This window comes from Pseudomonas sp. R37(2017), assembly GCF_002113375.1.
Classification (GTDB): domain Bacteria; phylum Pseudomonadota; class Gammaproteobacteria; order Pseudomonadales; family Pseudomonadaceae; genus Aquipseudomonas.
The window spans coordinates 61,411-86,277 of the sequence record NZ_NEHO01000005.1 but is presented as its reverse complement, the minus strand read 5'-3'; the positions used below and the strand labels follow the sequence as shown (position 1 = coordinate 86,277).

24 protein-coding genes are annotated in these 24,867 nt (G+C 60.6%); 12 read left to right on the top strand and 12 right to left on the bottom strand.

Annotation, left to right across the window (positions count from 1 at the left end; translation table 11 throughout):
- Positions 1-7: 7 nt before the first annotated feature.
- Positions 8-1,228, top strand: coding sequence for a beta-ketoacyl-ACP synthase I (fabB, locus tag CAG47_RS10490; protein WP_085724800.1), 1,221 nt, complete (start codon positions 8-10; stop codon positions 1,226-1,228).
- 359 nt (positions 1,229-1,587) lie between these two features.
- The gene (locus tag CAG47_RS10485; protein ID WP_085724799.1) at positions 1,588-1,776 is read left to right on the top strand and encodes a hypothetical protein; all 189 of its coding nucleotides are present in this window, start codon (positions 1,588-1,590) and stop codon (positions 1,774-1,776) included.
- A gap of 66 nt (positions 1,777-1,842) precedes the next feature.
- Here the strand turns inward: CAG47_RS10485 and CAG47_RS10480 are convergent, their stop codons facing one another.
- The 7 genes from CAG47_RS10480 to CAG47_RS10450 all read right to left on the bottom strand — a co-directional run bounded on the left by CAG47_RS10480 (position 1,843) and on the right by CAG47_RS10450 (position 10,356).
- The gene (locus CAG47_RS10480; protein ID WP_085724798.1) at positions 1,843-2,385 is read right to left on the bottom strand and encodes a DUF2058 domain-containing protein; all 543 of its coding nucleotides are present in this window, start codon (positions 2,383-2,385) and stop codon (positions 1,843-1,845) included.
- 28 nt (positions 2,386-2,413) lie between these two features.
- Positions 2,414-3,250, bottom strand: a complete 837-nt coding sequence (gene mazG / locus CAG47_RS10475) for a nucleoside triphosphate pyrophosphohydrolase (RefSeq protein WP_085724797.1) — start codon at positions 3,248-3,250, stop codon at positions 2,414-2,416.
- A gap of 131 nt (positions 3,251-3,381) precedes the next feature.
- A complete protein-coding gene (gene relA, locus CAG47_RS10470) occupies positions 3,382-5,625 on the bottom strand; it encodes a GTP diphosphokinase (RefSeq protein WP_085724796.1) in 2,244 nt (747 codons plus the stop codon).
- Positions 5,626-5,747: 122 nt separating this feature from the next.
- Positions 5,748-7,100 (bottom strand): 23S rRNA (uracil(1939)-C(5))-methyltransferase RlmD, encoded by a 1,353-nt coding sequence (gene rlmD / locus CAG47_RS10465; protein WP_085724795.1) that lies wholly within the window; start codon positions 7,098-7,100, stop codon positions 5,748-5,750.
- Entirely contained in the window at positions 7,100-8,002 is a 903-nt protein-coding gene (cysM, locus tag CAG47_RS10460; protein WP_085724794.1) for a cysteine synthase CysM, read from the bottom strand. Before cysM ends, rlmD begins: the two co-directional genes overlap by 1 nt.
- Positions 8,003-8,225: 223 nt before the next feature.
- A complete protein-coding gene (locus tag CAG47_RS10455; protein WP_085724793.1) occupies positions 8,226-9,647 on the bottom strand; it encodes a sensor histidine kinase in 1,422 nt (473 codons plus the stop codon).
- Positions 9,637-10,356 (bottom strand): response regulator transcription factor, encoded by a 720-nt coding sequence (locus CAG47_RS10450; protein ID WP_085724792.1) that lies wholly within the window; start codon positions 10,354-10,356, stop codon positions 9,637-9,639. Before CAG47_RS10450 ends, CAG47_RS10455 begins: the two co-directional genes overlap by 11 nt.
- 215 nt (positions 10,357-10,571) lie before the next feature.
- Between CAG47_RS10450 and CAG47_RS10445 the strand changes: the two genes are divergently transcribed.
- The 4 genes from CAG47_RS10445 (at position 10,572) to CAG47_RS10430 (ending at position 15,329) form a co-directional block, all read left to right on the top strand.
- Positions 10,572-13,325, top strand: a complete 2,754-nt coding sequence (locus CAG47_RS10445) for a response regulator (RefSeq protein WP_085724791.1) — start codon at positions 10,572-10,574, stop codon at positions 13,323-13,325.
- Between the two features lie 95 nt (positions 13,326-13,420).
- The gene (locus CAG47_RS10440) at positions 13,421-14,413 is read left to right on the top strand and encodes a 2-hydroxyacid dehydrogenase (protein WP_085724790.1); all 993 of its coding nucleotides are present in this window, start codon (positions 13,421-13,423) and stop codon (positions 14,411-14,413) included.
- 77 nt (positions 14,414-14,490) lie between these two features.
- Positions 14,491-14,925 (top strand): hypothetical protein, encoded by a 435-nt coding sequence (locus CAG47_RS10435; protein WP_085724789.1) that lies wholly within the window; start codon positions 14,491-14,493, stop codon positions 14,923-14,925.
- Entirely contained in the window at positions 14,925-15,329 is a 405-nt protein-coding gene (locus CAG47_RS10430; protein ID WP_085724788.1) for an META domain-containing protein, read from the top strand. Before CAG47_RS10435 ends, CAG47_RS10430 begins: the two co-directional genes overlap by 1 nt.
- A gap of 77 nt (positions 15,330-15,406) precedes the next feature.
- On the opposite strand, the gene CAG47_RS10425 is transcribed toward CAG47_RS10430, so the two are convergent.
- Positions 15,407-15,874 carry a TlpA disulfide reductase family protein gene (locus CAG47_RS10425; RefSeq protein ID WP_085724787.1) on the bottom strand — a complete coding sequence of 156 codons (468 nt, stop codon included), beginning with the start codon at positions 15,872-15,874 and terminating at the stop codon, positions 15,407-15,409.
- Positions 15,875-15,988: 114 nt separating this feature from the next.
- Between CAG47_RS10425 and arsC the strand changes: the two genes are divergently transcribed.
- From arsC to CAG47_RS10410, 3 genes are read left to right on the top strand one after another with little or no spacing between them, the layout of a single operon-like run.
- Positions 15,989-16,342, top strand: a complete 354-nt coding sequence (gene arsC / locus CAG47_RS10420) for an arsenate reductase (glutaredoxin) (RefSeq protein WP_085724786.1) — start codon at positions 15,989-15,991, stop codon at positions 16,340-16,342.
- Positions 16,339-16,935: an NAD(P)H:quinone oxidoreductase gene (gene wrbA / locus CAG47_RS10415; RefSeq protein WP_085724785.1), complete on the top strand. Its 597-nt coding sequence runs from the start codon at positions 16,339-16,341 to the stop codon at positions 16,933-16,935. The genes arsC and wrbA overlap by 4 nt, the downstream gene beginning before the upstream one ends.
- A gap of 1 nt (position 16,936) precedes the next feature.
- Positions 16,937-17,362, top strand: coding sequence for a DUF2069 domain-containing protein (locus CAG47_RS10410; protein ID WP_085724784.1), 426 nt, complete (start codon positions 16,937-16,939; stop codon positions 17,360-17,362).
- A 101-nt stretch (positions 17,363-17,463) separates the two neighbouring features.
- Here CAG47_RS10410 and CAG47_RS10405 read toward each other — a convergent pair whose 3' ends face one another.
- Together CAG47_RS10405 and ttcA are read right to left on the bottom strand one after the other, a co-directional pair.
- Entirely contained in the window at positions 17,464-18,138 is a 675-nt protein-coding gene (locus tag CAG47_RS10405) for a DNA-3-methyladenine glycosylase I (protein ID WP_085724783.1), read from the bottom strand.
- Positions 18,139-18,319: 181 nt separating this feature from the next.
- Complete coding sequence (gene ttcA, locus CAG47_RS10400; RefSeq protein ID WP_085724782.1) at positions 18,320-19,144, bottom strand: tRNA 2-thiocytidine(32) synthetase TtcA; 825 nt, start codon at positions 19,142-19,144, stop codon at positions 18,320-18,322.
- A 283-nt stretch (positions 19,145-19,427) separates the two neighbouring features.
- On the opposite strand from ttcA, the gene CAG47_RS10395 reads away from it, so the two are divergent.
- Together CAG47_RS10395 and CAG47_RS10390 are read left to right on the top strand one after the other, a co-directional pair.
- Positions 19,428-20,030 carry a Yip1 family protein gene (locus CAG47_RS10395; protein WP_085724781.1) on the top strand — a complete coding sequence of 201 codons (603 nt, stop codon included), beginning with the start codon at positions 19,428-19,430 and terminating at the stop codon, positions 20,028-20,030.
- A 159-nt stretch (positions 20,031-20,189) separates the two neighbouring features.
- Complete coding sequence (locus tag CAG47_RS10390) at positions 20,190-20,684, top strand: SprT family zinc-dependent metalloprotease (RefSeq protein ID WP_085724780.1); 495 nt, start codon at positions 20,190-20,192, stop codon at positions 20,682-20,684.
- A 120-nt stretch (positions 20,685-20,804) separates the two neighbouring features.
- Here CAG47_RS10390 and CAG47_RS10385 read toward each other — a convergent pair whose 3' ends face one another.
- Both CAG47_RS10385 and CAG47_RS10380 read right to left on the bottom strand, forming a co-directional pair.
- Positions 20,805-21,986 (bottom strand): CaiB/BaiF CoA-transferase family protein, encoded by a 1,182-nt coding sequence (locus CAG47_RS10385; protein WP_085724779.1) that lies wholly within the window; start codon positions 21,984-21,986, stop codon positions 20,805-20,807.
- 144 nt (positions 21,987-22,130) lie between these two features.
- Positions 22,131-23,465 (bottom strand): dicarboxylate/amino acid:cation symporter, encoded by a 1,335-nt coding sequence (locus CAG47_RS10380; protein ID WP_085724778.1) that lies wholly within the window; start codon positions 23,463-23,465, stop codon positions 22,131-22,133.
- Between the two features lie 338 nt (positions 23,466-23,803).
- Here CAG47_RS10380 and CAG47_RS10375 point away from each other — a divergent pair, with 338 nt between their 5' ends.
- Positions 23,804-24,802: an AraC family transcriptional regulator gene (locus CAG47_RS10375; RefSeq protein ID WP_085724777.1), complete on the top strand. Its 999-nt coding sequence runs from the start codon at positions 23,804-23,806 to the stop codon at positions 24,800-24,802.
- The last annotated feature ends 65 nt before the right edge of the window (positions 24,803-24,867 follow it).

Sequence of the window (24,867 nt, the reverse complement as noted above, 5' to 3'; positions counted from 1 at the left end):
TATCCGCATGCGCCGCGTCGTTATCACTGGTCTGGGCATCGTTTCTTGCCTGGGCAATGACAAAGAGACCGTCTCCGCTAACCTGCGTGCAAGCCGCCCTGGCATCCGGTTCAACCCGGAATATGCCGAAATGGGTCTGCGTAGCCAGGTTTCCGGCTCCATCGACCTCAACCTTGAAGAACTGATCGATCGCAAGATTTATCGCTTCGTCGGCCACGCGGCGGCTTACGCCTACCTGGCCATGAAGGACGCCATCACCGACTCCGGCCTGACCGAAGAGCAAGTGTCCAACCCGCGTACCGGCCTGATCGCCGGTTCCGGTGGTGCCTCCACCCTGAACCAGATGGAAGCGCTGGACATCCTGCGCGAGAAAGGCGTCAAGCGTGTCGGCCCATACCGTGTGACGCGGACCATGAGCAGCACCGTTTCCGCTTGCCTGGCCACCCCGTTCAAGATCAAGGGCCTGAACTACTCCATCGCTTCTGCCTGCGCCACCAGTGCCCACTGCATCGGTACAGCCATGGAACAGATCCAGATGGGCAAGCAGGACATCGTGTTCGCCGGCGGCGGTGAAGAAGAACACTGGAGCCAGTCGTTCCTGTTCGACGCCATGGGCGCCCTGTCCAGCAAGCGCAACGACACCCCGGAACAAGCTTCCCGTGCCTACGACGCTGACCGCGACGGCTTCGTCATCGCTGGCGGTGGCGGTATGGTCGTGGTTGAAGAGCTGGAACACGCTCTGGCCCGTGGCGCGAAGATCTACGCAGAAATCGTTGGCTACGGCGCCACTTCCGACGGCTACGACATGGTTGCCCCGAGCGGCGAAGGCGCGATCCGCTGCATGCAGCAGGCGTTGTCCACCGTCGACACTCCGATCGACTACCTGAACACCCACGGCACTTCGACTCCGGTCGGCGACGTCGCGGAAATGAAAGGCGTGCGCGAAGTGTTTGGCGACAAGGCCCCGGCCATCAGCTCCACCAAGAGCCTGTCGGGTCACTCCCTGGGCGCCGCCGGCGTTCACGAAGCGATCTACTGCATGCTGATGATGGAAGGCAACTTCATTGCCGGCTCCGCCAACATCGACGAACTGGACCCTGAAGTGGCCGATCTGCCGGTGCTGACCAAGACTCAGGAAAACGCCAAGATCGATACCGTGATGAGCAACAGCTTCGGTTTCGGTGGCACCAACGCCACGCTGGTGCTGAAGCGCTGGGCAGGCAAGTAACTCTTCCTCGCTGAGCCGCACATGAAAACGCCCCGACTGGTTCGGGGCGTTTTTTTGCCTGTGCCCCCCCCTGCTCGCGATGGTCGTCAACGATGACATGGGCAGCCTGACTCCCCACGGTGTTCTTGAGTCCATCGCGAGCGTGCTCGCTCCTACAGGGGGAACAAACGAACATGAAGCTTTTGTCATGCAACCCATCGCTCTGCGACCGAATGTCGCGGATTCAGCGGGCTGCAGCACTGTTGCGAATTTCGCAATGAATCTTTACCGGTTTCGCGCGTTTACTTAGCCGGCTAACAAATCCTATAACTGAGTCCTGCACACGCCTTGCTGCAGATAACAGAAATTGGAGCCAGCAGATGACTGTAAAAGTAACTGAACGCGACGATTCACATAAATCCCACGAGGGTGTAGCCGCCGGTATCCGGATCTGGGACGTGCATCAACAAGACCTGCTGGTCGGGATGTTCCACTCCGAGACCGAAGCCCACAAATACAAGGCCGAACTGGAAACACTGGAGCAGCAACGGGAATCGCGCTCTGTATAACCGCCGCATTGAAAACGACAAACCCCGCCATGAGCGGGGTTTGTCGTTATCGCAGATGCTGACGGCTTACCACATCAGATCATCTGGAATCTGGTAGGCCGCGTACGGATCGTCCTCGGCGCTGACCTCTTCGGTCTTCACGTTCATCTGCACGATACGCTGTGGATCGCGCTCCTGAATCTTCAGCGCCGCTTCGCGCGGAATGACTTCGTAGCCGCCAGCGTGATGGACAATGGCCAGAGAACCGTTGCTGAGCTTGTTGCGCATCAAGGTGTTGACCGAGAGACGCTTGACCTTCTTGTCGTCGACGAAGTTGTAGTAGTCCTCGGTCGTCAACTTCGGCAGGCGCGTGGCTTCGATCAACTGCTTGATCTGTGCGACACGAGCCTTCGCCTCGGCTTTCTCCTGCTGTTGGCGGTTCAGCTCCTGATCGCGCTTGACCTTCTCGGCCTTGGCTTCCTGAGCCGCGCGCTGCTGGGAGTCATCCAGCTCGATCTGGCCTTTGTGGGCCAGGCGTTGTTGTTTCTGCTTGTCTTTGCTGACCTGCTTGGCCTGCTTCTGGTTGACCAACCCTGCTTTGAGCAACTGGTCGCGAAGGGAAATGCTCATGGTGCTTATTACTCACTTGGGCCACTGCTCAACCGCAGCTGGGCAAATTCTTTTCCTGACGTTTGGCTTCGCCCCACAAGGCGTCCAACTCTTCGAGGGTGCAATCTTCCATGGGACGATGGGTGTCGCGCAATGCCTGTTCGATAAAACGGAAACGTCGTTCGAACTTGCCGTTGGCGCCACGCAGTGCGGTTTCCGGATCAACCTTGAGATGCCGCGCCAGATTGACCACGGAAAACAGCAAGTCGCCGATCTCATCGGCCACAGCTTCGGGATCGTTTTCCGACATGGCCTCGAGCACTTCATCCAGCTCTTCACGGACTTTATCCAGTACCGGCAAGGCGTCCGGCCAGTCGAAACCAACCTGCCCTGCGCGCTTCTGCAATTTTGCCGAGCGGGACAGCGACGGCAGTGCCGTCGGAACATCATCGAGCAATGACAGCTGTTCGGGGGCAGCGGATTTCTCCGCGCGCTCCTCGGCCTTGATCTCTTCCCAACGCTGCTTGACCTGCTCTTCACTCAGGCGCGGTACATCCAGCGGTGCGTACAGATCTCCGGTGGGGAACACATGGGGATGGCGGCGGATCAACTTGCGGGTGATGCTGTCGACCACGCCGGCGAACTCGAAGCGCCCCTCTTCCCGGGCCAATTGGCTGTAATAAACCACCTGGAACAGCAGGTCGCCCAGTTCACCCTGCACGTGATCGAAGTCACCGCGCTCGATGGCATCGGCGACTTCATAGGCTTCCTCAAGGGTATGCGGGACAATGGTGGCCCAGGTTTGCTTGATGTCCCACGGGCAACCGTACTGCGGGTCGCGCAGACGGTTCATCAGGTGCAACAGGTCTTCAAGGCTGTATGTCATTACTTATGTCTCACCACAAAACCCTGTGGGAGCGGGCTTGCTCGCGAATGCGGTAGACCAGGCAACATCGATGTCGACTGACACGCCCTCTTCGCGAGCATGCTCGCTCCTACAGTAAAAGCTCGCTCCCGTCACGGCGTACGGTTACGCCGTGTTTCGATGATGTTCGGCAACTGGGAAATCCGCCCCAGCAAACGTCCCAATGCATCCAGCCCCGGAATCTCGATGGTCAGGGACATCAACGCGGTGTTGTCCTCCTTGTTCGAGCGGGTGTTGACCGCCAGCACGTTGATCCGCTCGTTGAGCAGCACTTGCGAGACGTCACGCAGCAAACCGGAACGGTCGTAGGCGCGGATGACGATGTCCACCGGATAGGTGAGCACCGGCACCGGCCCCCAACTGACCTGGATGATTCGTTCAGGCTCGCGTCCGGCCAGTTGCAGCACCGAAGCGCAGTCCTGGCGGTGAATGCTCACGCCACGGCCCTGGGTGATGTAACCGACGATGGCATCGCCCGGCAATGGCTGGCAGCAGCCGGCCATCTGGGTCATCAGGTTGCCAACGCCCTGGATCTGGATATCGCCGCGCTTGCCCGGTTTGTAGCCGGTGGCTTTGCGCGGAATCAGTTCCAGCTGTTCGTTGCCGCGCTCCGGCTCGACCAGTTGCTGCGCCAGGTTGACCAGTTGCGCCAGGCGCAAATCGCCGGCACCGAGGGCGGCGAACAGGTCTTCGGCGGTTTTCATATTGGCCTTGTCGGCCAGTTTGTCGAAGTCCACCGCCGGCAGGCCGAGGCGATTGAGTTCGCGCTCCAGCAGCGTTTTACCGGCCGCGACGTTCTGGTCACGAGCCTGCAACTTGAACCAGTGGACGATCTTCGCCCGGGCCCGCGACGTGGTGACGTAACCCAGGTTCGGGTTCAGCCAGTCGCGACTCGGGGTGCCATGCTTGCTGGTGATGATCTCGACCTGCTCACCGGTTTGCAGGCTGTAGTTGAGCGGCACGATGCGCCCGTTGATCTTGGCGCCACGGCAGTTGTGACCGATTTCGGTATGTACGCGGTAGGCGAAGTCCAGCGGCGTCGCGCCCTTCGGCAAGTCGATGGCGTGACCGTCCGGGGTGAAGATGTACACCCGGTCCGGCTCGATATCGACCCGCAACTGTTCCGCCAGGCCACCGATGTCGCCCAGTTCCTCGTGCCACTCGAGGACCTGACGCAGCCAGGAGATTTTCTCTTCGTAGTGATTGGAACCGGACTTGACGTCGGTGCCCTTGTAGCGCCAGTGCGCGCACACGCCGAGTTCGGCTTCTTCGTGCATCGCGTGGGTACGGATCTGCACTTCCAGCACCTTGCCCTCGGGCCCGATCACGGCGGTGTGCAGCGAGCGGTAGCCGTTTTCCTTGGGGTTGGCGATGTAGTCGTCGAACTCTTTCGGGATGTGCCGCCACAGGGTGTGGACAATGCCGAGCGCGGTGTAGCAGTCGCGCATTTCCGGCACCAGCACGCGAACGGCGCGCACGTCATAGATCTGGCTGAATGCCAGGCCCTTGCGCTGCATTTTGCGCCAGATCGAATAGATGTGCTTGGCCCGGCCGCTGATGTCGGCATCGACACCAGTGGCCTGCAATTCGTTTTTCAGCTGGCTCATCACGTCGCTGATGAACCGCTCGCGATCCAGTCGCCGCTCGTGGAGCAACTTGGCGATCTGCTTGTACTGGTCGGGTTCGAGGTAACGGAAGGACAGGTCTTCCAGTTCCCACTTGATGTGACCGATACCCAGGCGATGGGCCAGTGGCGCGTAGATGTCGAAGACTTCACGGGCGACGCGGTTGCGTTTTTCGTCGTCGGCGGTCTTCACCGCACGGATCGCACACGTGCGTTCGGCCAACTTGATCAAGGCGACACGCACGTCGTCGACCATGGCCACCAGCATCTTGCGCAGGTTTTCCACCTGGCCCTGGGTGCCCATCACCATGGATTTACGCGGGCTCAGGCTGTCGCTGATCGCGGCCATGCGTTGCACGCCGTCGATTAGCTTGGCCACCACCGGACCGAAGCGCTGGCTGATCGCCGGCAACTTGATCTGGCCTTCGCGCACGCCTCGATACAGGATCGCTGCGACCAGTGAATCCTGATCGAGCTTGAGGTCGGCGAGAATCTCGGCGATCTCAAGGCCGGTACGGAACGTGGAGTTTCCTTCCGACCATAGGTTCTGTGCCGCATTGGCTTGTTGCTCAGCCTCGCGAGCGTACTCGCAGGCCTCTTTCAAGGCTTCGCGATCCAGTGCCGGATCGACACTCACCGCGTGATCGAGCCAAGCCTCGAGATTGATACTGCCGTCGGTATTGATCGGCTGGTGTGCTCTCACCTGTACCATCTTGCTTACCTTCCCTACGACGCAGACTCAATGCGTCAAATCACTGACCTTCGTTGCCCGTGCGCCCACGTCGGGCTGGTTGCGTGAATGCACGGGCGGGCCAGTCGGACCAGACGAGCATCCTAGCTCGCTTCAAATAACGCCATGGCCTCGACATGTGCCGTTTGAGGAAACATATCGAGAATCCCGGCACGTTTTAACCGGTAGCCCTGCTTGATCAATTCGACTGTGTCGCGCGCCAGGGTTGCCGGATTGCATGACACATACACCAACCGTTCGGCGCCCAGGGTCCTGAGCTTGCGCACAACCTCGAAAGCACCGTCTCGCGGTGGGTCCAAGAGTACCGCACAAAAGCCTTCAGCGGCCCATTCAGCGGCCGTCAAAGGCTGGGATAAATCGGCCTGAAAAAACTTCGCGTTATGCAGATTGTTGCTGACAGCATTCGCCGCTGCCCGATCGACCATCACCTGCACGCCTTCGACCGCCACCACTTCGCGAGCCGCCTTGGCCAATGGCAAGGCAAAGTTGCCCAGGCCACAGAACAGATCGAGTACGCGCTCATCCGCCGCCGGCTTCAACCAGTCCAGCGCCTGGGCGACCATCGCTTCATTGACGCCAGCGTTGACCTGGATGAAATCCCCAGGTCGGTAAGCCAGTTCCAGATCCCACTGCTCAAGACGATAACCCAGCGACTGGTCAGCCTCGACCGGTTGCGGCTCGCCGTCGCCATGCAGCCACAATTGGGCTTCGTGGAACGCGCAGAAATCCTTGAGGATCGTCAGATCAGCGTCGGACAACGGCGCCATGTGTCGCAGCAACACCGCCAGCGTCGAGCCGCTGAACAACTCCACATGCCCCAGTGCCTGGGGTTTGCTCAAGCGTCGCAGCATCTGCGGCAAGCCGGCCATGATCGGCTGCAAGGGCTGTACCAGGACCGGGCAATCATCAATGCCAACGATGTCCTGGCTGCCGGCGGCACGGAAACCGACTTCAAGTTTTTTCGCCTTCATGTCCCAGCGCACCGCCACACGGGCACGACGCCGGTATGCGAACTCGGGGCCGCTCAAAGGCGCCGCCCACTCTTCGGGCTCGACACCCGCTACCTTCGACAACTGCTCGGCGAGCATGCGCTGTTTCAGTGCGAGTTGTTCGTCATGAGGCAGATGCTGCACGCTGCAACCGCCGCAACGGCCGGCATGGGCGCACGGTGCGGGGCGGCGCAATTCACTGGCCTTGAACACCCGCTCGGTGCGTGCCTCGACCACTTTGCCGTGGGCACCGAGTACGCGTGCTTCAATCTCTTCACCGGCCAATGCACCGATGACGAACCAGGTCCGACCTTCGAAAAACGCGATGCCGCGACCGTCATTGGCCAGGCGCTCGATGGTCAGGCGCTGCTTTTTGCCGGTCGGAATTTGCGGGGCCTTGCTGCCGCCGGTGGGCTGGAAGCGCAGGCCTCTTTCATGTTTGGCCATCAGTTGGGCGCGTCGAAAATGCCGGTCGACAAGTAACGGTCGCCACGGTCGCAGATGATCGCGACGATCACCGCGTTTTCAACTTCTTTGGACAGACGCAGCATTGCCGCCACGGCACCGCCCGAGGACACGCCACAGAAAATGCCCTCTTCACGGGCCAGACGACGGGTCACGTCCTCGGCTTCGCTTTGGGCCATGTCGACGATCCGGTCCACGCGATCAGCCTGGTAGATCTTCGGCAGGTATTCCTGAGGCCAGCGGCGGATACCCGGGATAGCCGAACCTTCCATCGGTTGCAGGCCGATGATCTGCACGTTGTCGTTCTGCTCTTTCAAATAGCGCGACACGCCCATGATGGTGCCGGTGGTGCCCATGGAGCTGACGAAATGGGTGATGGTGCCCTGGGTCTGGCGCCAGATTTCCGGGCCAGTGGTCGTGTAATGCGCCTCAGGGTTGTCGCCATTGGCGAACTGATCCAGCACCTTGCCGCGGCCTTCGGCTTCCATCCTCTGCGCGAGATCACGGGCGCCTTCCATGCCTTGTTCCTGGCTGACCAGGATCAGCTCGGCTCCATAGGCGGTCATGGCGGCCTTACGCTCGGCGCTGGAATTGTCCGGCATGATCAGGATCATCTTGTAACCCTTGATCGCGGCAGCCATGGCCAGGGCGATCCCGGTGTTGCCCGAGGTCGCTTCGATCAGCGTATCGCCGGCATGAATCTGCCCGCGCAGTTCGGCGCGGGTGATCATCGACAGCGCCGGACGGTCCTTGACCGAACCCGCCGGGTTGTTCCCTTCGAGCTTGAGCAAAAGGGTGTTGCTGGTGGCGCCGGGCAGGCGCTGCAAACGGACCAGCGGAGTGTTGCCGACGCAATCGGCGATGGTTGGGTACTGCAAGGTCATGGCGTATTCGCAATCCAGACTGCGGGGTCGCCTATCATACCGGCAAACCGAGTCAGACCATATCACGCAAAGTGTGGTGCTTATGGTTTATGGGAATAAGCGGCAAACTTCGAGCTGCAAGCGGCAAGAGGAGGTGCCTTTCGGAACATGAAAAACAGGGGAGTGTTGTGGGGGCAGTGAGGGCCTCTTCGCGGGCAAGCCCGCTCCACAGGGTATCGGGTGATCATGTGTTTTGCGGCTGGAACACGGTCGGTGTGGGAGCGGGCTTGCCCGCGAAGGCGTCGGCACTGGCGCCATTATCATCGGCTAGCAGACGCATGTTCAGGCTCAATCCACTTTCGCTATTCTGGGCCCAAAGCTGCCCTCCCTGACGTTGCACCGCATTCCTGGCAATACTCAATCCCAACCCAAAACCTCCATCCCCCGGTCGCGAACCGTCGAGGCGGGTAAATGGCAGGAAGATCCGCTCCAGATCGGCTTCAGCCACGCCGCCGCCCTGATCCTCCAGCCACAGACGCCAATAGTCACCGTCACGTTGCCCGGCAAGCCGGACAATGCCACCGCTGGGGGAATGACGAATCGCATTACGCAGCATATTTTCCAGCGCTTGAGCCAGGGTATTGAGATGACCGCGAACCCAGCAGGTTGCATCCACCGTGCATTGCAACTGAGTATCGGGCCAGCCACTTTCATAGCAGGCATTCTCCGTGAGCATCTCCCACAGGGCCTGGATCTGGATCGCTTCGTCCGGCAATCGGGTGCGCTCGGTGTCCAGCCATGCCAGTTGCAGCGTGTCCTCTACCAGACGCTGCATGCCATCGACTTCGCGGCCGATGCGTTCGCGCAAGTGCTCCAGGCATTGCTCGCTTTCGCTGGCTACCCTCAAGCGACTCAAGGGCGTACGCAGCTCGTGGGACAAGTCGCGCAGCAGTTGCTGCTGCAGGGCCACGGTGCTTTGCAGGCGCTCGGACATGTGGTCGAACGCACGGCCCAATTCCCCCAACTCATCCGATCGATTGGTGGTTCGGGTCGACAGCCGTACGTTCAGTTGATCGGCACGCCAGGCATTGGCCTGCGCGCGCAAGTGGTTGAGCGGCACCACCAACAGGCGATACAGCCCGACACACAACAGCAAGGTGAACAAGCCCGGAATCACGCCGTTGGTGATCACCCGCCAGAACAATCGGTAATGTCCCGGCACAAAGCGCTTGGGCAGTTCGATCACCAGGCTGCCGGCAGAAGGGTCGCCCGGAAAGGGAATGCGCATCCAGGGCCGCCCCTTCCTGTGGACCGGCCAATCGAGACCGCGCAAAAAAGTCAGGCGTTCGATTTCCTTGTCCGTCAGCGATTGGTTGCCCAAGGACTGCAAATCACTGCCGATGACCCCGACCCAGCCGTTTTCCCGCTGATACATGCCTTGCAGCCAGTCATCGATGCCCGCGCTCTGGCGCTGCTGCCACGCCTGTTCGGCTTCGGCGGCGTAGCGCGTCAGGGTGCCGCGGGCCTCATCGGAGAGAAACTGGTTGCGCTGTTCCATGTAGCGGCCCCAGGACCAGCTCAACCAGATCATCAGCAGACAGAAAGCGATCAAAAGACACGCCAGTTTCCAGAACAGCGAATGCCTGCCCGGCAATTTACATTTCATCCGCGGCGCTCAGGATGTAACCCTTGCCCCATACCGTGCGCACTTCGCGCTCGGTGTAGCCAATGGCCTTGAGCTTGCGGCGGATCTGGCTGATGTGCATGTCCAGGCTGCGGTCATGGGCCGCGTATCCGCGCTGCAGCACCTGTTGATAAAGGAAGGCTTTGCTCAAGACTTCGTCGGCGCTACGGTGCAGCGTTTCCAGTAACCGATACTCGCTGCGGGTCAGGCCGCCGGCCCGTTCGCCATAAAAGACCTCGAAGCTTTCATCGTCGAAGCGCAGGCTGTCCATCGACGCGGCAGGCACTGTCGGTACCGGCCGGCGGTCGAGTGCCACCCGCCGCAGAATGGCTTCGATGCGCACCCGCAACTCCACCATGCTGAAGGGCTTTGGCAAGTAATCGTCGGCCCCCAGGCGAAAGCCGCTGATGCGGTCGGCCTCGGCGCCGAGGGCCGACATCAGCAACACCGGGGTGGAATGGCTCTGGCGCAATTGGGTCAGTACCGCCAGACCGTCCAGGCCCGGCAGCAGGATATCCATCAGCACAACGTCGAAAGATTGCCGCCGCGCAATCTCCAGACCTTCCTGACCGTTCTGGCACCAGGTCACATGGAAGCCGCTGCGGTCCAGGTGTTCATGGACGTAGGCGCCAAGCACAAGGTCGTCTTCGATGGACAGGATTCGGGGGAGACCAGCAGTGATGGGAGTCATGGCTATCTGCAAACAATTCTCAGTTGAGCGATTATTCAAGATTGCCCCGCCTGGGGCAACCCGCAGCTTGGCTGTATCGCCAATGAGCCGCCCGGGCCGACGAATGACAGCACCATATTTACAAAGATTGCCCGCGAGCAAATCGCTACACTGCGCAAGGGGTGCAAGGCGGATGCATGTGCCGGTCTATGAATAGCGGGATGCAGGAGAGATGCGTGCTCAAGAAACTGGGAATCAAAGGCCGCGTGCTGTTGCTGACCCTGTTGCCGACCAGCCTGATGGCGTTGGTGCTGGGGGGTTATTTTACCTGGATGCAACAGGCTGACCTGCAAACCCAACTCATGCAGCGCGGCGAAATGATTGCCGAGCAGTTGGCTCCACTGGCGGCACCGGCCATGGGCCATCAGGACAACGAGCTGCTCGAACGCATCGCCACCCAGGCCCTGGAACAAACCGACGTGCGGGCCGTGACCTTCCTGGCACCCGATCGCACGCCGCTGGCCCACGCCGGCCCGACCATGCTCAACCAGACACCCTCCGGCAGTGGCACGCAAATGCTGCGCCGCAGCGGCAGCGATGCGACCCGCTATCTGTTGCCGGTATTCGGCAAGCACCGCAACCTCGCCGGCGACGTGATTCCCGAAGAAGCCGACCGCCTGCTGGGCTGGGTCGAGCTTGAACTGTCCCATAACAGCATGCTGTTGCGCGGTTATCGCAGCCTGTTCGCCAGCCTGATGTTGATCGTTGGGGGACTGATCGGTGCGGCACTGCTGGCCCTGCGCATGGGGCGCACGATCAATCGGCCGCTCAGTCAGATCAAGCAGGCCGTGGCTCAACTCAAGGACGGTCATCTGGAAACCCGCTTGCCGCCCCTCGGCAGCCAGGAGCTGGACGAACTGGCCTCCGGCATCAACCGCATGGCTGGCACCCTGCAAAATGCGCAGGAAGAATTGCAGCACAGCATCGACCAGGCCACCGAAGACGTACGCCAGAACCTGGAAACCATCGAGATCCAGAACATCGAACTGGACCTGGCACGCAAGGAGGCCCTGGAAGCAAGCCGGATCAAGTCCGAATTCCTGGCCAACATGAGCCATGAAATCCGCACGCCGCTCAACGGCATTCTCGGCTTCACGCACTTGTTGCAAAAAAGCGAGCTCACCCCGCGCCAGCTCGACTACCTGGGCACCATCGAAAAATCCGCCGACAGCCTGCTGGGCATCATCAACGAGATTCTCGACTTCTCGAAAATCGAGGCCGGCAAACTGGTGCTCGACCATATTCCGTTCAACCTGCGCGACCTGCTGCAGGACACCCTGACCATCCTCGCCCCCGCCGCCCACGCCAAACACCTGGAGCTGGTGAGCCTGGTGTACCGGGATACACCACTGTCACTGGTGGGCGACCCGCTGCGGCTCAAGCAGATCCTGACGAACCTGGTGAGCAACGCGATCAAGTTCACCCGCGAAGGCACCATCGTCGCCCGCGCCATGCTCGAAGAAGAACACGAAGACACCGTGCAGTTGCGCATCAGCATCCAGGACACCGGTATCGGTCTTTCCAACCAGGACGTGCGCGCCCTGTTCCAGGCCTTCAGCCAGGCTGACAACTCGCTGTCGCGGCAACCCGGCGGCACTGGCCTGGGCCTGGTGATTTCCAAACGCCTGATCGAACAGATGGGCGGCGAAATCGGCGTCGACAGTACGCCGGGAGAAGGGTCGGAATTCTGGATCAGCCTGAGCCTGCCGAAAACCCGCGACGATGCCGAAGACCTGCCCGCCGCGCCTTTGCTCGGGCGTCGGGTGGCGGTACTGGAAAACCACGAGCTGGCGCGTCAGGCGTTGCAGCATCAACTGGAAGACTGCGGCCTCAGCACTACGCCGTTCAATACCCTTGAAAGCCTGACCAATGGCGTCACCGCCGCCCACCAGACCGATCAGGCGATCGACCTCGCCGTGCTTGGTATCACCAGCAACGACATGCCACCGGAACGCCTCAACCAGCACATCTGGGACCTTGAGCATCTTGGTTGCAAAGTGCTGGTGCTGTGCCCGACCACGGAGCAGACGCTGTTCCATCTTTCCGTACCCAACCCCCACAGTCAGCTCCAGGCGAAACCGGCCTGCACGCGCAAGCTGCGACGCTCACTGTCTGACCTGGTCAACCCGCGACCGATGCGCAACGAGCCGGGCGAGCCGGTGTCCAGCCGTGCCCCGAAGGTGCTGTGCGTCGATGACAACCCGGCCAACCTGATGCTGGTGCAAACCCTGCTCGAAGACATGGGCGCCAAGGTGCTCGCGGTGGAAAGCGGTTATGCCGCCATCAAGGCGGTGCAGAACGAGGCATTCGATCTGGTATTGATGGACGTGCAGATGCCCGGCATGGACGGCCGCCAGAGCACCGAGGCGATCCGCCAGTGGGAAAGCGAACGGCATGGCACGCCCTTGCCGATCGTGGCCCTCACCGCCCACGCCATGGCCAACGAAAAACGCGCGCTGCTGCAAAGCGGCATGGACGACTACCTGACCAAACCGATCAGCGAACGGCAATTGGCCCAGGTAGTGCTGAAGTGGAGCGGCCTGGCACTGCGCAACCACAGCCCGGAGCGCTCCGGCGACGGGCATGCGGGTGCCCATGACCTGTTGGTACTCGACCACGAGGAAGGATTGCGTCTGGCCGCCGGCAAGGCTGACCTGGCGGCGGACATGCTGGCGATGCTGCTCGCATCCCTGGAAGCAGATCGCGAAGCCATTCGCCTCGCTCAGCAGAGCAACGACCACAACGCCCTGATCGAACGCGTCCATCGCCTGCATGGCGCGACACGCTACTGCGGCGTACCGCAATTGCGTGCGGCCTGCCAACGCAGCGAAACCCTGCTCAAGCAACAGGATCCGAAAGCCGACATGGCATTGGACGAGCTCGACCGGGCGATCAATCGCCTGGCAGCCCACGCGCGCATGAATGCTTGATGCAGCGCAATCGTCTGAATCTTACGGCGAGCTAACCTGACGACTGTCGAATGCCGGCTTGCGCAACGGCGCTGGCCACCTTCAAGGAGCACCGCATGCGTACGATTCTTTTCAGCAGCCAGAACTACGACCGCGACAGCTTTCTCGCAGTCGGGCAACCGGCCGGGATCGAGTTGCACTTTCAGCCTGCGCGCCTGAGTCTCGACACGGTCGCGCTCGCCCAAGGGTATGAAGCGGTCTGCGCGTTCATCAATGATGACCTCGGCGCGGCGGTGCTCGAACGCCTGGCCGCTGGCGGCACACGCCTGATCGCCCTGCGCTCGGCCGGTTACAACCACGTCGACTTGCCGACGGCAAAGCGCCTGGGGCTGGCCATCGTGCGCGTCCCGGCCTATTCGCCCCACGCCGTGGCCGAACATGCAGTCGCGCTGATCCTCGCACTCAATCGCCGCTTGCATAGAGCCTATAACCGCACCCGCGAAGGGGACTTCAGACTGCAGGGGCTGACCGGTTTCGACCTGGTCGGCAAGACCGTCGGCGTGGTCGGCACCGGGCAGATCGGTGCCACCTTCGCCAAGATCATGAACGGTTTTGGCTGCCGGTTGCTGGCCTGCGACCCCTACCCCAACCCGGAAGTCGAAGCCCTCGGCGCGCGCTACCTGAGCCTGCCGCAACTGCTGGCCGAATCGCAGATCATCAGCCTGCACTGCCCACTCAACGAACAGAGCAAACACTTGATCAACCGCCAATCACTGGCGCACATGCAACCGGGCGCGATGTTGATCAATACCGGGCGTGGCGGCCTGGTGGACACCCCGGCGCTGATCGACGCGTTGAAGGACGGTCGCCTGGGTTACCTGGGGCTGGATGTGTATGAGGAAGAGGCGCAGTTGTTCTTCGAGGACCGCTCCGACCTGCCGCTGCAAGACGATGTATTGGCACGACTGTTGACCTTCCCCAACGTGATCGTCACCGCGCACCAGGCCTTTCTGACCCGCGAAGCGCTGGACGCGATTGCCGTCACCACGCTGCGCAACATCTCTGTTTGGGCGGCGGGCACGCCGGAAAATCTGGTAACGGCAGACTGAAACGGATCGAAGGTCATCCGCCTGTGCGATGCGGCGTGCAAGCCCGTGCTAGCATATCGCGCATTTTTGGAGGACCCATGGTCGAACACGATTTCCGCTACAGCCTGATGAACCCGCAACACACCCTCACCGAATGCCGCGCCCTGGTGCCGGGGCGTTATCAGGTCACCGGCAACGGTGGCTCGATTCGCAACAACGACGTGCTGGTCGTGACCCTCAAGGGTGCCAGGGACTTGTCCATGCGCCTGACCGTCGAAACGGTTCGCCACCTGATCAACCCGCCCGGCCAATGGGTCGCGGTGGCCAGTGGCCCGGTGTTCGGCGAACTGGCGATCCACACCTGGCAAGTGAACTGCGACAGTTGCGCCAAAGAGCTGAGTTTCGAGTTCGCCGTCGACGCCAAGCTGGGCAACAAGGCCGAAAAGCCGGCCGCCACCGCGCGAATCGCCGAGCTGGGCTGGACTACCCTTGGCGAGAAACACCTGTGCCCGAAATGCCAGGAGCCTGCGTGATGAAACGCCTCGCGCTGAGCGCAATGGCCGGTGCCAGCCTGGTGGGCTGCGCCGCCGAGCCGGTGCAACTCGAACATGATCGCAGCTACATACTGGAGTGGATTGGCGAGCGACCGCTGATGGACTACAGCCACCTGACCATCACCCTCGGCGAAGACGGCCGGGCCTATGGCAATGGCGGCTGCAACCACTGGTTCGCGCCGTACACCCTTGATGGCGACAAACTGACCTTCGGTAAAATCGGCAGCACCCGCAAACTGTGCGCGCCGGCGCTGATGGAACAGGAAAAACGTTTCCTTCAGGCCCTGGAAAACGTCCAGCGCTGGGACGTCTCCCCGATCGAGCAGATCCGCTTCTGGCCAGCCGAAGGCAAGCCGCTGCGCTGGTGGCTTGAGGAAGGTTGATCCCTCTCTGTTTCATGTGAATGACTGTGGCGAGGGAGCTTGCTCCCCCCCTCGCCATGGTGAAACCGGTCAACTGATCAGTTTTTCGCCTGCAACGCCTCAAGCTTCGCCATCACCCCCGCCGCCGTCTGTTCCCCCATCAACTGTTCACGCACCTTGCCCTTGTTATCGATGATGTACGTCACCGGCAGTGCCTCGCTGCGCGGCAGATCGAACAACTCGGAAGGGTCCTGGGCCAGCACCGTGAACCTGATCCCCAGTTTCTCGCTCGCGCCCTTCAGTTCTTGCCCCTGGACGTTGTCGAAGTTGACCCCGAACACACCGATTTTCTTGTCCTTGAGCTGCTCGGCCAGGGCATTCAGCTGCGGAATTTCGGTGCGGCAAGGCCCGCACCATTCCGCCCAATAGTTGAGCACCAGCCATTTGCCGTCCAGGCGGTCAGCGGCGATTTTATGACCGTCCTGGTCGATGCCATAGTCATTCCCGCAGCCCCCCAGCATCAACGCTCCGATGATCGCCAATGCTGCTGCCAGTCGCCTTGTCATGTCGTGTTCCTTGTCAAAAATTGAATGCGTCTGCGACCCATCGCCTCCCACGGTTCTGGATTGCGCGCTGCACAGTTAGAATAGCCGCCACCTAACACAACATGCGACCCGCTCATGACCGATCTGACGCTTTATCACAACCCGCGCTGCTCGAAATCCCGCGGTGCGCTCGAACTGCTTGAAGCCCGTGGCCTGACCCCGACCGTGGTCCGTTACCTGGAAACCCCACTGGACGCCGCGCAAATCCAGAGCCTGCTGGGCAAACTCGGGATCAGCGCCCGACAATTGCTGCGCACCGGCGAGGACGAGTACAAGACCCTCGACCTGGCGGACAACAGCCTGAGCGAAGCGCAATTGATCGCTGCCATCGCCGCCCACCCGAAACTGATGGAACGCCCGATTCTCGAAGTCGGCGACAAAGCCATCATCGGCCGTCCACCGGAGCAGATCCTGGAACTGTTGCCATGAGTGCACCGTACATTCTGGTTCTGTACTACAGCCGCAGCGGCTCGACCAACGAAATGGCCCGGCAGATTGCCCGTGGCGTCGAACAGGCCGGGCTTGAAGCGCGCTTGCGCACGGTGCCGGCGATTTCCACCGAATGCGAAGCCGTTTCGCCGGAAATTCCCGATGAAGGCGCACTGTATGCCAGCCTCGACGACCTGAAAAACTGCGCCGGCCTGGCACTCGGCAGCCCGACCCGCTTCGGCAACATGGCGGCTCCCCTGAAGTATTTCCTCGATGGCACCAGCAACCTGTGGCTGACCGGCGCCCTGGTAGGCAAGCCGGCGGGTGTGTTCACCTCTACGGCGAGTCTGCACGGCGGCCAGGAGACCACCCTGCTGTCGATGATGCTGCCGTTGTTGCACCACGGCATGCTGATCACCGGCCTGCCCTACAGCGAATCGGCACTGCTGGAAACCCAGGGCGGCGGCACGCCATACGGCGCCAGTCACCATGCCGGCGCCGACGGCAAAAGCGGCCTGGATAGCCATGAAGTAGCCTTGTGCCGCGCCCTGGGCATGCGCCTGGCGAAGACTGCACAGAAACTGGAGAGCTGAGGTGGCCAGGAAACCGAAGATTCTGCCCGCCCTCGAATGGCTCGAACCACGGGTACGGGTCATGCGCGTCATCAGCCTGCTGTGCTTTTTGGGGTTGGTGGGCCTGCTGTGTATCTACTACCTGCTGGTTGCCGACCTGCACGGCGCCCGGCCATGGGTGATTCTGCTGATCGAGCTGGTGCCGCTGCTGATACTGGCGCCGGGAATGATCGTCGGCAGCCCGCGCGGGCATTCGTGGATGTGCTTTGTGGTGAACCTGTATTTCATCAAGGGCGCATTGGCGGCCTATGACCCGAACCGGCAAATCTTCGGCTTGCTGGAGATGGGCGCGAGCCTGGCGGTGTTCTGCTCGGCACTGTTGTATGTGCGCTGGCGGTATCAGCTGAATCGCAAGCTGGCGGGTGAAGGCGAGATCACCGTAGCCTGACACACCGCCTTCGTCGGAACGCCACCCGGAGCAGGCTCGCTCCCACAGGGACAGCGTAATCCTGTGGGAGCGAGCCTGCTCGCGAAGGGGGCGACCTGGTCTCAATGATTGACGGTGTAGGCCAGCATCATCGAAATCTGGCTCATCGGCCGCCCGCCACTTTCTTCATGCCACTGATTGAACACGTCCTGCACCAACGCCAGATCGCGCAGACTGCTCGGCACCTTGTCGATGATGTCCTGGGCATTCAACGCCGCCACCACGTCATAGCTCGGCACAAAGGTGTCCTTGCCGATCATCCGCAAGAAACGCGGTGCGGACAACCCGCCCAACTGATGGCCGCGCTTTTTCAGGAAGGTCCAGAGCCCGACGATATCGGTCACCGGCCAGTCGGCGATCAGTGCGCCGAAGCTGCCTTTTTCATTGGCCACATCGAGTATGAACTGCGCATTGCGCGGCACGCTCTTGAGCTTGCCCAGGTGGCGAATGATCCGGGTGTCCTGCATCAGCCGCTCAAGGTGTTCGGCGCTCATCAGCACGACTTTTTCCGGGTCGAACTTGAAGAAGACTTCTTCGAAGGCCGGCCACTTGGCATCCACCAGGCTGTGCTTGAGCCCGGCGCGGAATACCCGTAGAGCCATCATCGAGAGGTAGCGATCGTCGCTGATCTTGCGCAGTTGTGCGGGAGTCTTGGGAACAGGCAGATGGGCTTCCAGTTCAGCCGCCGAACCGAAACGGTTCAAGCAGTACTCGTTCAGCCACTTGTAGTCGCGCATGCCCTCTCCTGAGGTTTGAAACGAAAAACCATTGTAGGAGCGAGCCTGTGGCGAGGGGGCTTGCCCCCGTTTGAGTGCGTAGCACTCACAAGATCTTTGGTAAAACGTAGACCTTGGGGCCGCTTCGCAGCCCAACGGGGGCAAGCCCCCTCGCCACAGCCCGCTCCCACAGTATTTGTGGTCAGAGGTTGACCACGTTGACGAAGCGCGAAGCCGCGGACTCGTCAATCTTGAGGCTGGTGAAGTCGAACAGATTGCGATCCGCCAGTTGCGACGGGATCACGTTCTGCAGGCTGCGGAAAATGCTTTCGGTGCGGCCCGGGGTCTTGCGCTCCCAGTCCTGCAGCATTTCCTTGACCACCTGACGCTGCAGGTTTTCCTGGGAACCACAGAGGTTGCACGGAATGATCGGGAACTGCTTGAAGTCAGAGTAGGCCTGAATGTCTTTTTCGTTGCAGTAGGCCAGCGGGCGGATCACCACGTTACGGCCGTCGTCGGCGCGCAGTTTCGGCGGCATGGCCTTGAGCGAACCGTTGAAGAACATGTTCAGGAAGAACGTCTCGACGATGTCGTCGCGGTGATGACCGAGGGCCATCTTGGTCGCGCCGATTTCGTCGGCGAAGGTGTAGAGCGTGCCGCGACGCAGGCGCGAGCACAACGAGCAAGTGGTCTTGCCTTCCGGGACCAGTTCCTTGACCACCGAGTAAGTGTCTTTCTCGACGATGTGGTACTCGATACCCAGTTCCTTGAGGTAGGCCGGCAGAACGTGCTCCGGGAAGCCCGGCTGTTTCTGGTCCATGTTCACGGCCACGATCTCGAACTTGATCGGCGCGACCTTCTGCAAGTGCATCAGCACATCGAGCATGGTGTAGCTGTCCTTGCCACCGGACAGGCAGACCATGACCTTGTCGCCGTCTTCAATCATGTTGAAATCGGCAACCGCCTCACCGGCCTGTCGGCGAAGACGCTTTTGCAGTTTGTTCTGGTTGACCGTGAGAGTGCCCATGACGCGAAATCCGTGAGGTGTGACGAAAGGCGGGCATTTTACGCAAAAACACCCCGAGGGCGAAGTGCCGCGCCAAAAGGGCTGTTCTACACAGAGCCGACGGCGATTAACAAGTGCGTTTACAGCGCGATTTGCTCTAAAGCCCTTACTCCCTCTGGGGAAACTCCTCCCTATACTGCGACATAAGGTCGCGTAAAAATTTCAGACCTGTGACTTGCTTGGCCGCATTGGCCCGTAGGCGCTCCACTGGGGGGCGACGGTAAAGACAAGAGGAGTGACTGGCATGATCCATCACGTAGTGGGGCTCTTCACCCACCCTGACCAAGAATGGAAGGAAATCCGTGGCGACCAGGAGGAAAGCATCAGCCACATGTACCTGACCCACACACTGATCCTGGCGGCGATCCCCGCCATATCTGCCTTTATTGGCACCACAAAGGTCGGCTGGGTCATCGGCAATCGGCCTCCCGTGATGTTGACCGTAGAAAGCGCGATATGGATGACGGTCATGTCGTACCTGGCGATGCTCGGGGGTGTTGCGGTAATGGGCGCATTCATTCACTGGATGGCCCGCACCTATGACGCCAATCCAAGCCTCGCGCGCTGCATTGCATTTGCAACCTACACCGCTACACCGCTGTTCATCGGCGGCCTCGCCGCCTTGTACCCGCACCTGTGGCTGGGGATGATCATCGGCACCGCAGCCATCTGCTACACGGTGTACTTGCTGTATGTGGGCTTACCGACATTCATGAACATTCCATCTGACGAGGGCTTCCTGTTTTCAAGTTCGGTGCTCGCCGTAGGCCTGGTGGTGCTGGTCGCCATCATGGCGTTCACTGTGATTGTCTGGGGACTCGGCGTGGGGCCGGTCTACACCAACTAGCCGCTCATCACTGATAATTGGAAATTACCGAAAACAGGCCGCCGCAAGGCGGCCTTTTCATTCTTCAGCCACGATAATGCACACGACCATTCGGCAACCTGGCGATTCGCAAGGCTGGAAGGTTGCGGCATACTCGACCGCTCTGGAGATCCATCAAGCATGCCCGAGCAACTCAACACCCGCGTCGAAGACTGCTTCCAACTAGCCGAATCCTTTTTCAAACGACCTTTCAAGCGCCCCGTGGTAAGCCTCAAGCTGCGCGGGCAAAAAGCCGGTGTCGCGCATTTGCACGAGAACCTGCTGCGCTTCAACCCGCAGCTGTACCGGGAAAACACCGAGGATTTCCTCAAGCAGACCGTAGCCCACGAAGTCGCGCACCTGATCGCCCATCAACTGTTTGGCGACCGCATCCAGCCCCATGGCGAAGAATGGCAATTGATCATGCGCGGCGTGTACGAACTGCCGCCCAACCGCTGCCACACCTATGACGTCAAACGCCGCAGCGTGACCCGCTACATCTACAAGTGCCCATGCGCCGACAGCGACTTCCCGTTTTCCGCCCAGCGCCATAGCCTGGTTCGGCAAGGCCGGCGGTATTTGTGCCAGCGCTGTCGTCACACCCTGGTGTTCAGCGGGGAGATGCGGGTCGAGTAGTGGATTTTGTAGTGGTTGCACTGGCCTCTTCGCGAGCAGGCTCGCTCCCACAGGGGACCTGTGGCGTGACACAAAACCAGTGTGGGAGCGAGCCTGCTCGCGAAGAGGCCAGTGCAGACGCTAGAGAATTATCTTGGCGAATCGCATCTGAGCAATCCGCTCGGCACTAAACCCCAACTCCCCCAACACCTGATCCGTATGCTGTCCCAGCGCCGCGCCAAGATGCCGGGGCTCAGGCAAACCATCGGAAAACTTCAACGGACACGCCATCTGCGCCTGGCTCGAACCATCGCCACGAGGCACATCGGTCACCAACGCCCGCGCCTGCAACTGCGGATGACGCAACGCTTCCTCCAGGCTCAACACCGGCTCGACACAAGCATCCAGCTCCGCGAACAGCGCGCGCAACTCGGCAAAATCATGCTTTTCGAATTCGACCTTCAGCGCGTCTTTAAGCTGTTTCTGATGCGCTGGTTGTGGTGACAGACCCAGGTTGGCCAGCTCCTCCAGCCCCAGGGCCGTGCACAACTGCCTCATGAATACCGGTTCCAGACTGCCAACCGACAGCCAGCGCCCATCCCGGGAGCGGTAGTAATCATAGAAGCTGCCGCCATTGAGCACCTGGTTTTCCGGCCCCGGTTCGACGCCACAGGCCAGATACCCGGCCCCTGCCATCGCGTTCAGGCTGAACGCGCAGTCAGTCATGCTGACATCCAGGTGCTGGCCCCGGCCAGTTTGTTGCCGGGCAATGACCGCCGCCAACAAGCCAATCACTCCATGCAGCGAGCCACCGGCGACATCCGCTACCTGCATGCCCAACGGCAGCGGTCCGCTGTCACCTCGGCCGGTGTAACTCGCCAGCCCGGACAAGGCCAGGTAGTTGATATCATGGCCGGCGCGGTCCTTGTAGGGGCCGGTCTGGCCGTAGCCGGTGATCGACACATAAATCAATTTGGGATTGATCGCCTTCAGGGCTTCGTAGCCCAGGCCCAGACGTTCCATGACACCCGGACGGAACTGTTCGAGCACGATGTCATAGTCCTCCAGCAACGATCTGATCACCTCCAGCGCCTCAGGCTGTTTGAGGTCCAGGGCGAGGCTGCGCTTGTTGCGGTTGAGGTAGGCATGGCTGGCTGACACGCCTTGATCGTGGGGCGGCAACACCCGCAGCAGATCCATGCGCGTCGGTGATTCGATGCGCAGCACTTCGGCGCCCATGTCCGCCAGCAACAACGAGGCGAACGGCCCCGGCAGCAATGTCGAGAAATCCAGAACCTTGAGTGATGCCAGTGGACCGAGCATGAATCTTCTCCCTTGACGATGCACCCAGCCTAGGCAGCCATTGGCATTGCAGCAATCACCTTATGCGCCATGCTCAGTGACCGTTGTGCTCAAACACCAGGCATGAAAAAACCCGCCGAAGCGGGTTTTTCATTACAACAAGGCTTACTTGGCGTTCGTCGGGGTTGCCCCTTCGACATGGCCCAGAACATCGTCTTTAGGCTCATCGGCGATGCCGCGACCGCCCGAGGCCAGCTCAGCCTGCAGCACATCGGTGTCCAGTTCCTTGACCCACTTGGCCACAACGATGGTGGCCACGGCGTTACCGACCAGATTGGTCAGGGCACGGGCTTCGGACATGAAACGGTCGATACCGAGGATCAGCGCCAGGCCGGCAACCGGCAGGTGACCCACGGCGGACAGGGTCGCAGCCAGCACGATGAAACCGCTACCGGTCACGCCCGCAGCGCCCTTGGACGACAGCAGCAATACAATCAACAGGGTGATCTGGTGCGTGATGTCCATGTGCGTATCGGTTGCCTGGGCAATGAACACCGCGGCCATGGTCAGGTAGATAGCAGTACCGTCGAGGTTGAACGAGTAGCCGGTCGGGATCACCAGACCCACGACAGATTTCTGCGCGCCCAGACGCTCCATCTTGATCAGCATGCGCGGCAGCACCGATTCCGAAGAAGAAGTACCCAGTACGATCAGCAGCTCTTCACGGATGTAGCGGATCATTTTCAGCACGCTGAAACCGTGCATGCGGGCGATGGCGCCCAGCACGACCAGGATGAACAGCAGGCAAGTGATGTAGAAGCACGCCATCAGTTGACCCAGTTGCACCAGCGAGCCGACACCGTAGGCGCCGATGGTGAACGCCATGGCACCGAAGGCACCGATTGGCGCGAGCTTCATGATCATATTGATGATGTTGAACATCACGTGGGCGAAGCGATCGATGAAGTCCAGCAGCGGCTTGCCGTAGGCACCCAGGCGATGCAGGGCGAAACCGAAGATCACCGAGAACATCAGCACCTGCAGGATGTCGCCAGTGGCGAAGGCGCCGACGATGGTTGTCGGGATCACGTTCAGCAGGAAGCCGACGACGCTCTGGTCAGCACCGGCCGCAACATAGGTCGCAACCTTGGAGGCATCGAGGGTGGCGACATCGATGTGCATGCCATTGCCTGGCTGCACGATGTTGACCACGACCAGACCGACCAGCAATGCGATGGTCGAAACGATCTCGAAGTACAGCAGCGCATAGCCACCGGTCTTGCCAACCGACTTCATGTCCTGCATACCGGCGATACCGCTGACGACGGTACAGAAGATGATCGGGGCAATGATCATTTTGATCAGCTTGATGAACCCGTCACCCAGTGGCTTGACGGCCACACCGAGCTGTGGATAGAAGTGACCGAGCGCGATACCGATGACAATTGCAACGATCACCTGGAAATACAGGGATTTGTACAGTGGCTGACGAGTCGTCATTGCAAAGTTCCTCAAAGGTGCCCGGTGACAACATCCATCTGCTGCCCGCAACACCACATTTGCGAACCCTCCTGCACTGGAGGGATTTGTTTTTTCGAGCTGCGCAACGGCAGGCATCTGCTCGTTGTATCGCAAGGCCCGTGCCACCTTCGGTAAAATCCCTGCAAGCCTTTTGATACCAGGGGTCGCGGTAAATTCCCTGTCACCGGCCAGTTACAAACATGTGGCGGATTTCCGCCCCTCCACTGGAAGTCGTCCTGCAATTTGGCGGATATCCGCCCTGTTCATGCCCGCAATGCACCGCTACCATCCGTCGTTCAACGGTCAGATCTGCTGCCATGCGCGAACGCACCATTGCCAGTCATTTCGCCCGCGCCGTTCTTGGAGGGGCGCGTCGACACGGCTACGACTATTCGGGCCTGCTACAACAACTGGGGATCAGCCCCGAGTTGCTGGACGAGCCGCGGGCGCGCATCGCTCCGGAGCAATTCACCCAACTGATTCAGGCCTTGTGGCTGGCACTGGACGACGAGTACCTGGGGTTCGGGCAAGCCCCGAGCAAGCCGGGCAGCTTTGCGATGATGTGCCATGCCGTGATTCACTGCCGCAGCCTGGAAAAGGCACTCAACCGCGGCTTATTGTTTTATAGCCTATTCCCCGGGGCTCCGCGCTTGACCCTGAGCCGCGAAGATGAATGGGTTCGCCTGAGCCTTGACGACTCGCAGCTTTGGGACCCGGATCATTTCCTCAGCGAAAGCCTGCTGGTGATCTGGCACCGTTTCGGCAGTTGGCTGATCGGCCAGCGCATTCGCCTGGAACAGGCCACGTTCAGCTACCCGCGCCCGGAACACGGCGCCGAGTACGACCTGCTGTTTTCCTGTCCACTGGAGTTTTCCAGGGGCCAGAGCAGCCTGTTGTTTCACAGCCGCTACCTAGCAATGCCATTGTTGCAGGATGAACGCACCCTCAAGCATTTCCTCGAACGCTCCCCCGCCGACCTGCTCTCACGCCCCGATGACGGCGACAGTTTGAGCAGCCGCTTGCGCCGCTTGCTCAGTCGCGACAGTTCACGCTGGCCCGACCTGGAGGCCGTGGCCGCCCATTTGCACATCAGCCCGCAGACCTTGCGCCGACACTTGCGGGAAGAGGGTTCGAGTTTTCAGGAATTGAAGGACCAATTGCGCCGGGACATCGCGATTTATCACCTGGGCCGCGCCGACCTGTCGTTGCAACAGATCGCCGAGCAGCTGGGGTTTTCCGAGCCGTCGGCGTTTCACCGGGCGTTCAAGAAGTGGACGGGACTGACGCCAGGAGCTTATCGGGCGCAGGAACACTGAAATTCAGTGCGGATTTCATGGTGTCTTCACTGGCCTCTTCGCGAGCAAATGCACCATCGAATTCC

Bases quoted from the DNA above. Each gene is read 5' to 3' on its own strand.
- fabB (WP_085724800.1), top strand. From the start codon at position 8: ATGCGCCGCGTCGTTATCACTGGTCTGGGCATCGTTTCTTGCCTGGGC.
- CAG47_RS10485 (WP_085724799.1), top strand. From the start codon at position 1,588: ATGACTGTAAAAGTAACTGAACGCGACGATTCACATAAATCCCACGAG.
- CAG47_RS10480 (WP_085724798.1), bottom strand. From the start codon at position 2,385: ATGAGCATTTCCCTTCGCGACCAGTTGCTCAAAGCAGGGTTGGTCAAC.
- mazG (WP_085724797.1), bottom strand. From the start codon at position 3,250: ATGACATACAGCCTTGAAGACCTGTTGCACCTGATGAACCGTCTGCGC.
- relA (WP_085724796.1), bottom strand. From the start codon at position 5,625: ATGGTACAGGTGAGAGCACACCAGCCGATCAATACCGACGGCAGTATC.
- rlmD (WP_085724795.1), bottom strand. From the start codon at position 7,100: ATGGCCAAACATGAAAGAGGCCTGCGCTTCCAGCCCACCGGCGGCAGC.
- cysM (WP_085724794.1), bottom strand. From the start codon at position 8,002: ATGACCTTGCAGTACCCAACCATCGCCGATTGCGTCGGCAACACTCCG.
- CAG47_RS10455 (WP_085724793.1), bottom strand. From the start codon at position 9,647: ATGAAATGTAAATTGCCGGGCAGGCATTCGCTGTTCTGGAAACTGGCG.
- CAG47_RS10450 (WP_085724792.1), bottom strand. From the start codon at position 10,356: ATGACTCCCATCACTGCTGGTCTCCCCCGAATCCTGTCCATCGAAGAC.
- CAG47_RS10440 (WP_085724790.1), top strand. From the start codon at position 13,421: ATGCGTACGATTCTTTTCAGCAGCCAGAACTACGACCGCGACAGCTTT.
- CAG47_RS10435 (WP_085724789.1), top strand. From the start codon at position 14,491: ATGGTCGAACACGATTTCCGCTACAGCCTGATGAACCCGCAACACACC.
- CAG47_RS10430 (WP_085724788.1), top strand. From the start codon at position 14,925: ATGAAACGCCTCGCGCTGAGCGCAATGGCCGGTGCCAGCCTGGTGGGC.
- CAG47_RS10425 (WP_085724787.1), bottom strand. From the start codon at position 15,874: ATGACAAGGCGACTGGCAGCAGCATTGGCGATCATCGGAGCGTTGATG.
- arsC (WP_085724786.1), top strand. From the start codon at position 15,989: ATGACCGATCTGACGCTTTATCACAACCCGCGCTGCTCGAAATCCCGC.
- wrbA (WP_085724785.1), top strand. From the start codon at position 16,339: ATGAGTGCACCGTACATTCTGGTTCTGTACTACAGCCGCAGCGGCTCG.
- CAG47_RS10405 (WP_085724783.1), bottom strand. From the start codon at position 18,138: ATGCGCGACTACAAGTGGCTGAACGAGTACTGCTTGAACCGTTTCGGT.
- ttcA (WP_085724782.1), bottom strand. From the start codon at position 19,144: ATGGGCACTCTCACGGTCAACCAGAACAAACTGCAAAAGCGTCTTCGC.
- CAG47_RS10395 (WP_085724781.1), top strand. From the start codon at position 19,428: ATGATCCATCACGTAGTGGGGCTCTTCACCCACCCTGACCAAGAATGG.
- CAG47_RS10390 (WP_085724780.1), top strand. From the start codon at position 20,190: ATGCCCGAGCAACTCAACACCCGCGTCGAAGACTGCTTCCAACTAGCC.
- CAG47_RS10385 (WP_085724779.1), bottom strand. From the start codon at position 21,986: ATGCTCGGTCCACTGGCATCACTCAAGGTTCTGGATTTCTCGACATTG.
- CAG47_RS10380 (WP_085724778.1), bottom strand. From the start codon at position 23,465: ATGACGACTCGTCAGCCACTGTACAAATCCCTGTATTTCCAGGTGATC.
- CAG47_RS10375 (WP_085724777.1), top strand. From the start codon at position 23,804: ATGCGCGAACGCACCATTGCCAGTCATTTCGCCCGCGCCGTTCTTGGA.